The organism is Caballeronia sp. INML3B (genome assembly GCF_023631305.1).
Taxonomy (GTDB): domain Bacteria; phylum Pseudomonadota; class Gammaproteobacteria; order Burkholderiales; family Burkholderiaceae; genus Caballeronia; species Caballeronia turbans.
In genome coordinates, this window is the sequence record NZ_JALQDI010000043.1 from 20,086 (window position 1) to 28,769 (window position 8,684).

Consider the following 8,684-nt stretch of genomic DNA (forward strand, 5'->3'; position numbering starts at 1 on the left):
TTCGGACGTGCGCCCGCCCGAGTCAACCTCGAATTGCTAGGTGAAAACGCCGACTCCGGGTATGCGCGCCGCGTCGTAACGCATCAGTCAAAGTAGCCGGTCGAGCACGGTTCCCCGGCCGGTGAGACGAAGCATCGGCCAGCGTGGCACCACGGCCAGACGTTCAAGGACGATACCGTGAACGATGGATGTATTTTGTCCATAGTCCATGACATTGGCGACGACGAGTCTGTCGACCGCTCGCACGGCCGCGAGGAAGCCGATGCTCGATGCCGTGAGATCTGGCCCCGAACTCGCGAAACCCTGATTACGCGAACTTCCCGGAGACCGCCCGCTGAATCTCCGCGAACGCGACCGGCTTCACGAGATGATGATCGAAGCCCGCTTCCTTCGAGCGCTGGCGATCATGCGCCTGCCCGTATCCCGTCACCGCGATCAGCAAGGCGTCGGCGGTTGCGGGGCGCGCGCGCATTTCGCCCGCGAGGCTATAGCCGTCCATCCCCGGCAAGCCGATGTCGAGCAGCACGATTTGCGGCGCGAAGACATCGGAGAGCGCGAGCGCTTCAGCCGCGTCGTGCGCCATGCGCACGTCGAAGCCGTCCGCTTCGAGCAGCAGCGCCATCGCGGTGGCCGCGTCCACGCTGTCGTCGACGACCAGCACGCGCTTGCCGGCCGCCACGCCCACCGGCGCTTCTCCCGCGCCCTGCGCGGCCACCTGGGCATCCAGCGCGAGCGGCAGCCGCACGACGAACTCGCTGCCCGTCTGCGGTCCCGCCGAGAATGCCTCGACGCGCCCGCCCTGCAGCTCGACGAGCGTCTTCGCCAATGGCAGGCCGATGCCGAGCCCGCCCTCCGATCGTTCCAGCGACGTCTCCGACTGCACGAACAGATCGAAGATATGCGGCAGCATGTCGGGCGCGATGCCGATGCCCTTGTCGCGCACGACGATGCGCACTTCGTCGCCGAACTGTTCGGCCTCGATCGCGATCTCGCCCTCTTCGAGGCTGTACTTCGACGCATTCGAAAGCAGATTGCCGAACACCTGCGCAAGCCGCACGATATCGCCGACGATGTAAAGCGGCGCATCCGGCAGCTTCACCGTCAACGTATGGCGCTTTCGTTCGAGCGCGGGCTGCACGGTCTCGATGGCCGCGGCGATCGCCGCCGCGAGATCGACCGTTTCCTGACGCAGCGTGATCTTGCCTTGCGTGATGCGCGCGACATCGAGCAGATCGTCGACAAGATGACTCAGATGCCGCACCTGCCTGTCGATGATCGCGCGCACCGTCGCGAAGTGCTGCACGGAAGGCTCGCGGTCGGGGTCGAGCAAATCCACGGCGTTGCGGATGGGCGCGAGCGGATTGCGCAACTCGTGCGCGAGCATCGCGAGAAACTCGTCCTTGCGACGGTCCGCTTCGCGCAACAGCAGTTCGGCGGCCTTGCGCTCGGAGATATCGTTGACGATGCCCGCGATGCGATACGGCCGCGCCGGATGCCCCGCCGCGCCGCGCACCGGAAACGCGCGCTCCGCCACCCAGCGCGGCCCGCCGCTCGCCCGCACGATGCGATATTCGACCTGATACGGCGTGCCGTTCGCGAGCAGTTGCCGATACGCATCGGCGACATGATGACGATCGAGCGGAAGGATATCGCCGGACCAGTGATCCGGTCCCGGCACGGGCGCGGGCGCGCCGTCGCCCGGATCGAAGAGATGCGCGTAGGCGGGGCTGACGTAAAGCAGTTCGCCGGATGCGGGATCGAGCATCCAGAACACGTCGTCGATATTTTCGGCAAGCTGGCGAAAGCGCTCTTCGCTCTCGCGCAACGCGTTTTCCGCGAGCCGCACGCGCAACAAGGCACGCACATGCGCGATCAGCTCGGCGGGTTCCACGGGTTCGGTCAGATAGCTGTCCGCGCCGCCTTCGAGACCGCGAATGCGATCGAGGCTATGCACCGCCGCCGCCGATGTCTGCAGCACGAGCGCGCTCGCGGTTTCCGGCGACGCCTTGATCTGCCGGCACACTTCGAGCCCGTTGATGTCGGGCAGCTTCACGTCGAGCAGCACGAGATCGGGCGCGTCCACGCGCACGCGTTCGAGCGCGGCGGTGCCCGTCGCCGCTTCGATCACATTGAAGCCCGCGCGCGACAGGATGCGCGTTTTCGCATAGCGCGCGCCGTCGTTGTCGTCGACGTTGAGGATCAGCACCTCGTTCCAGTCGCTTCTCATGATGGCCCCTTGCCCGTCACCGCGTCGAGCGCACCCGGCAGCGCGCCGCCGCCGACCGGCTTGCCGATGAACGCGGCCGCGCCGAGCGCCTGCGCTTCATTGCGATCCTCGACATCGCCGAGCACGACGATCGGAATGCTGCGCGTCGCGGCCTGCGCCCGCAGCGCGGCGAGCCAGATCCATGCTTCCGAAGGCGCGGGGCGCACCGCGAGCAGGAGCGCGACGGGCTGCGTGCGCGCGAGCACGCGGCCGGCTTCGTCGAGCGTCGCGGCGCTCATTGCACGATACGAAGAATCGCGCAGCGCGGCTTCGCAATCGAGCCGTTCGATCGGATTGCTCGCGACGATGAGCACGGCGGGCCGCGTATCGCCTGCCGCATGATGCGCCGCGTCGACGTCCGCGCCGTAATGCGCGGGAATCGTGGCACTGAAAGTCGAGCCGCGCCCGACTTCGCTCGTGAGCGAAACGTCGCCGCCGAGCAGCTTGCAGAGCTTGCGGCATAGCGGCAAGCCGAGTCCCGTGCCTTTCACGTATTGCTGAAGCCGGTTCTCGACTTGCCCGAACTCCTCGAACACCACTTGCTGATGTTCCGGCGCGATGCCGATGCCCGTATCGCTGACGGAAAACGTAATGAGCCGGCGCACATCGTCATAGTTCGCGGCGACGCGCACTTCGCCGCGCTCGGTGAACTTGAGCGCGTTCGACACGAAGTTGCGCAGCACTTGCGCGACCTTGGCTTCATCGGTGCGGATGGGCGGCAGGCCTTCACACGAATCGAAAATCAGCTCGACCGCGCCGCCCGGCGACAGCGGCCGCAACATGCCGCGCAGCGCCGAAAACAAGGTATCGACTTCGAACTGGGCCGGGCGCACTTCGATCTTGCCCGCCTCGATCTTCGCGAGATCGAGCAGGTCGTCGACCGTCTCCGACAGATCCTCGGCCGCCTTGCGGATGAAGCGCACCTGCTTCTCCTGCTCTTCCGTCAGATCGCCGTCGATACGATCGAGCAAGAGCTTCGACAACGCACGGATCGACGAGAGCGGCGTGCGGAACTCGTGGCTCATGTTCGACAGGAAGCGCGACTTCGATTCATCCGCGCGACGCAGATGATCGGCGCGCGCATCGAGTTCCGCATAGAGCGCGACGACGCCGCGATTGGTGTCTTCGAGCTCGCGCGTGAGACGCGTCAATTCTTCCTGACGCTCGCGCAGATCGGCCAACGCGGCGATCAGCTCGCGATTCTGGCGCTGCAATTCCGCCGCCGTGTCCTCGCGCGGCTGACGCGAAAGCGCGTCGCCGACCGCCTGCAGGTCGCACGGCACGCCATCGGGCAGCGCCTTCGCGAGCGAGATCGACGTGACGCCGTCCGCTTCATCGGCGATCGCGCATTGATCCATCAGACGCTGGGCCGCGAGCAGGCCGAGCGCGGCTTGCGCGTCGTCGTTGCGCATCGCGCGCAAACGCTCGCCTGCGCCCGCGGCCGCCAGAAAACGCACGACGAAGCGTCGCGGACGCGTGGCGGCTTCGACGAGGAATTCGGCGCGCGCCGGCTGCCCCGCAGTCAGCACCGTGCGCGCCGCTTCGAGGACGGAGGTCGAAATGCGCGTCTGATCCTGCGGCGAGAAACCGAGCGCCGCGCTCGCATCGCGCGCCTTCACGCGGGCCGCGACCATGTCGCGCTCGTTTTCGATATGCATCGCGTAGAGCGGCTGCGTCATCATGCGCCTCCGGTCACGCGGGCGACGAACACGGTGACATCGTCGCGGCCGCGCGAGAAGTCGCGGTACAGCACCGCCGCGACGAGCGCCGGATGCCGCATCGCGAGACCCGGATAGCGCGCGAGATCCCAGCGCGACGCGAGCCCGTCCGAATGCAGCACGACGAGCGCGTTCGGCGGGTACGGCACGTCGAACACCTGCGCGCGCCGCGCCGCATGCCCGACGATGCCGCTGTGCGACACGAGATGCCTGTGCGAGCTTTCCGCCCACACGCTCGCCGAAATATTGCCGATGCCCGCGAATGAAACCGGCGTGCCCGCCATGGACGCGAACGCCGGCATGCGCGCGATGCCGACCGCGGCGCCGCGCGTCGGGCGCAGGGCGTCGTTGGCGGCTTCCATGATGCGCTCGAGCGGCAGATCGCCATGTGCGGCCAGCGCCTTCGCCGCCTCGACCGCCGCGACATTCGCGAGCGGACCGTGACCGAGGCCATCGGCGACGAGCACGGTGAATTCGCCGTGATTCGCGCAGCATGCCCATGCATCGCCGCAAACGGTTTCCGTGTGCAGCGGCAGATTCACGACGCCATAGGTCAGTTGCGTGTCAGGCGCGTGCGCCGCGCCCGCCGCGTTCCAGAACACGACGCGCAGCACGGTGCCGCGTCCCGGCGCGCTCCAGATATCGAGCGCGTGGGACAGGCGCTCGATCGCGCCCATGCCGTTGCCGGCGCTGCCCGCGGTCGTGTAGCCGTCCTCGAAACAGCGATGCAGGTCGTAAATGCCCGGCCCGCTATCGATGCACACCACTTCGATGCCGTAACGCTGAACGCCGCCCTCGCCTGCATCGACGAGCGGCCGCACGAGCAACTCGCCGCGCTGTGCGTGCTTCAGCAGATTCGTGCCGCATTCGGTGACGACGATCGCGAGCGCGCCCGCGGCGGTCTCGTTGAAACCGAGCCCGCGCGCGAGTTCGCCGATCGAGCGCCGCGCATAGGCGATCTGACTCGCCTCCGCGATTTCGAAGCGCTGCTGCGCGGCCATCGATTCCTTCAGAACGGTTTCCATTTCGTGATCGAGACCTGCGTACCAACGCCAGGCGCCGAACGAATGTCGAATTCGTCGCACAGACGTTTCGCGCCGCCAAGGCCGAGGCCGAGGCCGCTGCCCGATGTGAAGCCGTCGGACAGCGCGCGCTGGATATCCGGAATGCCCGGGCCATTGTCGACGAATTCGAGTCTAAGGCCGCGGCGGCCGTTGCGCTCGACGAGATAGCAGTGCACGTCGCCGCCGCCGCCGTAGATGAGCGTGTTGCGTGCCAGTTCGCTCGCCGCCGTCACGAACTTGGTCTGATCGATGAGCGAGAGGCCCTGTGCGACGGCGCGCTCGCGCACGAACTGGCGCAGCCGCACGATCTGTTCGTCGGAGCGGATCGGCAGCGTGTCGGGCGGCGTGCTGGACGTCGGTGCGGCTGTGGAGTTGAAGGTCGTCATGGCGTCGTTCGCATGCGGCCGTCAGACCGTGCCGTTCGTCGCGAGGAGCGCCATGCCCTTCTCCACGTTGAGCGCGGTGCGCACGCCCGAGAGCGTGAGCCCGAGTTCGACCAGCGTGATCGCCACCGACGGCTGCATGCCGACGACGACCGTCTCCGCGTCGAGCACGCGCGCCATCGCGGCCGTATTGCCGATCATGCGTCCGATGAACGAATCGACCACATCGAGAGAAGAAATGTCGATCAGCACGCCGCGCGCGCCGTCCTTCACGATGCGGCTCGTCAGGTCGTCCTGCAGCGCGAGCGCGAGCCGGTCGTGCATGTCGACCTGAATGGTGACGAGCAGCAGCTTGCCCATCCTGAGAATCGGAATGCGTTCCATTGCTTGAGGGCCCCGTTCAGTCGCGTTGCGTTCGATGCGTGCTTCGAATGGCGAGATGCGGCGTCATTCCGGTTGCAGCGAATCGAAGCCGTCGCTCGAACGGCCTGCGCGCAATGCGTCCTGCGCGGACCCTGCCGTCACCGACTTGCCGGTGCGCTGCAGCGCGATGACGAAGGCCGCCGCGAGCGTCGCCTTGGTCGTGACGTTCGACAGGTTGACGCCGAGGTGCACGATGGTCTGCGCGATTTGCGGACGAATGCCGCTGATGATGCAGTCCGCGCCCATCAGACGCGCCGCCGCGACGGTCTTGAGCAAGTGCTGGGCGACGAGCGTATCGACGGTCGGCACGCCGGTGATGTCGATGATCGCGATCGCGGCGCCCGTCTCGACGATCTTCTGCAGCAGGTTCTCCATCACGACCTGCGTGCGCGCGGAATCGAGCGTGCCGATGAGCGGCAGCGCGAGAATGCCGTCCCACAACTGCACGACGGGCGTCGACAGTTCGAGCAGTTCCTGCTGCTGGCGCACGATGACCTGCTCGCGGCTCGTCTGAAAGACTTCGGTCGTGAAGAGGCCGAGGTCGTCGAAGAGCGTGCTGACCGTCAAGGTGAGATCGGCGAGCGTCGCGGCATCGTTGCCGAGCGCCTCGCGCAGACGCATGAAGAGCGGCTGCTTCAGCGAGAACACGAACATGGCGGTCTCGACCGGCGTGAAGCCCTGACGCGCGCGCTGCGTGGACATTTCCGCGAGAAACGCGCGCACATCCTGCCACGCGGGCGATTTGAAATCGACGCGCTCGGATGAGCCGAGCGCCGCCATCAGCAGCGAGACGAATTGCGCGAACTGATTGCGCAACTCCGCTTCACCGACGAGTCCGCGCCGCGAAGCGATGGCGTGCTGCTGCGCGAACCACTCCGCGAGCAGTTGTTCCTGATTGTTAGTGAACAATTGGGCAAGCCGCATTCCGCCGACCATTTCCATGCCGAGATCCTGTGCAAATGATGTTATCGGGCGCCAAGCCCCGGACGTTGGTTGTTGCGTCGCCGCTACGAGTATCGAAATAAACGCGACGCAAGGCGCTCGGAATGTAGCACGCCATCCCAAAAATCGACAGTCCGGGAAGTCTTGTAGCGCAAGGGATTCCGTGAATATGTCGTTGGCCGTCTGTCGCACGTCGGTGAATCGGCAATTGCTTCCGGTCTTTCGCTCGCGGGCACCGAAGTCCGGTCAAATATCCTGTGTCATGCGTGCGTGTACAGCCGCCCGCTGGCGCGCCGTGCGATGCCGTGTATAGCGGCGGGAATATTTTTTTGGGTATTGCCCGATGCAATACTCGGGCGATAGACAAGAACGTCATTCGACCCGCCGGAGCGCACATGGCCCAAACGATTCATCCCGTCGACGAAGTGCTGCCTATCGGTCAGATGCTCGCGGTCGGCATTCAGCACGTGCTCGTCATGTATGCGGGAGCGATCGCGGTGCCGCTCATCATCGGCGCGGCGTTGAAGCTGCCCAAGGATCAGGTCGCGTTTCTGATCAGCTCGGACCTCTTTGCGTGCGGGCTCGTCACGCTGGTGCAGTGCATCGGCGTATGGAAGTTCGGCATCCGCTTGCCGGTGATCATGGGCGTGAGCTTCGCCCCTGTCGGGCCGATGGTCGCGATGGCGTCATCCGGCGCCGGCCTGACGACGATCTTCGGCGCGACGATCGCGGCGGGTGTTTTCGCGATACTGATCGCGCCTTTCTTCGGCCGGCTGATGCGCTTCTTTCCGCCGCTCGTCACGGGCACGATCATTCTCACGATCGGCATGACGCTCTTTCCGGTGGCGATCAACTGGGCGGGCGGCGGGCGCGGCGCGGCGAATTTCGGCGAGCCGAGGAACCTGATGATCGCGGCGACCGTGCTGCTCGCGATTCTGCTCATCAACAAGTATCTGAAGGGCTTCATCGCGAATATTTCCGTGTTGCTCGGCATGGCGATCGGCTTTGTGATCGCGCTGCCGCTCGGCTTCGTCGACTTCGCGGGCGTGGGTCAGGCCGCGTGGTTCGCGCCGGTGCGACCGTTCGCGTTCGGCATGCCGACTTTCGATATCGCTGCCATTGCGTCGCTATGCCTCGTGATGGTCGTCATCATGGTGGAATCGCTCGGCATGTTTCTCGCGCTTGGTGATCTCACGATGCGGCCCGTTTCGCGCATCGATGCGACGCGCGGGTTGCGCACCGATGGTCTCGGCACGGTGATCGGCGGGATCTTCAATACGTTTGCGCATTCGTCGTTCTCGCAGAACATCGGGCTCGTGGGAATTACCGGTGTGAAAAGCCGGTGGGTCGTCGCGGTGTCGGGAGTGATTTTGATTTTGCTGGGGCTGTTGCCGAAGCTTTCCAATCTGATTGCTTCGATACCGGTTGTCGTGCTCGGCGGGGCGGGCATCGCCATGTTCGGGATGGTCGCGGCGACCGGCGTGAAGATCCTGAGCAAGGTCGATTTCGACAGCAAGAACAATTTGCTCATCATCGCGATCAGTTTGGGCGTGGGGGTGATTCCGCTTGCAGCGCCGACGTTTTTTGCCCATATGCCGGGGTGGGCAGGGCCCCTTACGCATAGCGGGATCACGCTCGCTGCCGTGTTTGCGATTCTGCTCAATGCGCTTCTTAATCGGGAGCGCGATTCGGAGGATATCGAGAGGGAGATCGCTGCGGAGATGCCTCTGAGCTTACGGGATGGGGATGTGAGGGAGTGAGGGTTGTTTGTTTGTCGCCGGATCCCGTTTTGTTTGTGGTTTATTAGCGTTGCCCCTATGCGGGGGGGGGGGGGGGGGGGGGTTTGTGTTGTGTTGTTTGTCTTTTTATTCGTGACGTGCTATATTTA

At 65.2% G+C, this 8,684-nt stretch carries 7 protein-coding genes; 1 reads left to right on the forward strand and 6 read right to left on the reverse strand.

The features are described 5' to 3' along the window. Positions 1–307 precede the first annotated feature (307 nt). From NCS58_RS20265 to NCS58_RS20290, 6 genes are all read right to left on the reverse strand, one after another. Complete coding sequence (locus NCS58_RS20265) at positions 308–2,227, reverse strand: response regulator (protein ID WP_061120770.1); 1,920 nt, start codon at positions 2,225–2,227, stop codon at positions 308–310. Further along, entirely contained in the window at positions 2,224–3,948 is a 1,725-nt protein-coding gene (locus NCS58_RS20270) for an ATP-binding protein (protein WP_250477503.1), read from the reverse strand. The genes NCS58_RS20265 and NCS58_RS20270 overlap by 4 nt, the downstream gene beginning before the upstream one ends. Next, positions 3,945–5,009, reverse strand: coding sequence for an ATP-binding protein (locus tag NCS58_RS20275; RefSeq protein WP_061120769.1), 1,065 nt, complete (start codon positions 5,007–5,009; stop codon positions 3,945–3,947). Before NCS58_RS20275 ends, NCS58_RS20270 begins: the two co-directional genes overlap by 4 nt. Continuing rightward, positions 4,994–5,434, reverse strand: coding sequence for an anti-sigma regulatory factor (locus NCS58_RS20280; RefSeq protein ID WP_061120768.1), 441 nt, complete (start codon positions 5,432–5,434; stop codon positions 4,994–4,996). The genes NCS58_RS20275 and NCS58_RS20280 overlap by 16 nt, the downstream gene beginning before the upstream one ends. Positions 5,435–5,455: 21 nt before the next feature. Further along, positions 5,456–5,815, reverse strand: a complete 360-nt coding sequence (locus tag NCS58_RS20285) for an STAS domain-containing protein (protein WP_061120767.1) — start codon at positions 5,813–5,815, stop codon at positions 5,456–5,458. A 63-nt stretch (positions 5,816–5,878) separates the two neighbouring features. Beyond that, positions 5,879–6,796, reverse strand: coding sequence for an STAS domain-containing protein (locus NCS58_RS20290; RefSeq protein WP_061120766.1), 918 nt, complete (start codon positions 6,794–6,796; stop codon positions 5,879–5,881). 395 nt (positions 6,797–7,191) lie between these two features. Here NCS58_RS20290 and NCS58_RS20295 point away from each other — a divergent pair, with 395 nt between their 5' ends. Then, a complete protein-coding gene (locus NCS58_RS20295; protein ID WP_061120765.1) occupies positions 7,192–8,556 on the forward strand; it encodes a nucleobase:cation symporter-2 family protein in 1,365 nt (454 codons plus the stop codon). Positions 8,557–8,684 lie beyond the last annotated feature (128 nt).

What these genes read in the sequence shown, in the direction of transcription:
- NCS58_RS20265 (WP_061120770.1), bottom strand. Translation starts at nt 2,227, where the DNA reads ATGAGAAGCGACTGGAACGAGGTGCTGATCCTCAACGTCGACGACAAC.
- NCS58_RS20270 (WP_250477503.1), bottom strand. Translation starts at nt 3,948, where the DNA reads ATGATGACGCAGCCGCTCTACGCGATGCATATCGAAAACGAGCGCGAC.
- NCS58_RS20275 (WP_061120769.1), bottom strand. Translation starts at nt 5,009, where the DNA reads ATGGAAACCGTTCTGAAGGAATCGATGGCCGCGCAGCAGCGCTTCGAA.
- NCS58_RS20280 (WP_061120768.1), bottom strand. Translation starts at nt 5,434, where the DNA reads ATGACGACCTTCAACTCCACAGCCGCACCGACGTCCAGCACGCCGCCC.
- NCS58_RS20285 (WP_061120767.1), bottom strand. Translation starts at nt 5,815, where the DNA reads ATGGAACGCATTCCGATTCTCAGGATGGGCAAGCTGCTGCTCGTCACC.
- NCS58_RS20290 (WP_061120766.1), bottom strand. Translation starts at nt 6,796, where the DNA reads ATGGAAATGGTCGGCGGAATGCGGCTTGCCCAATTGTTCACTAACAAT.
- NCS58_RS20295 (WP_061120765.1), top strand. Translation starts at nt 7,192, where the DNA reads ATGGCCCAAACGATTCATCCCGTCGACGAAGTGCTGCCTATCGGTCAG.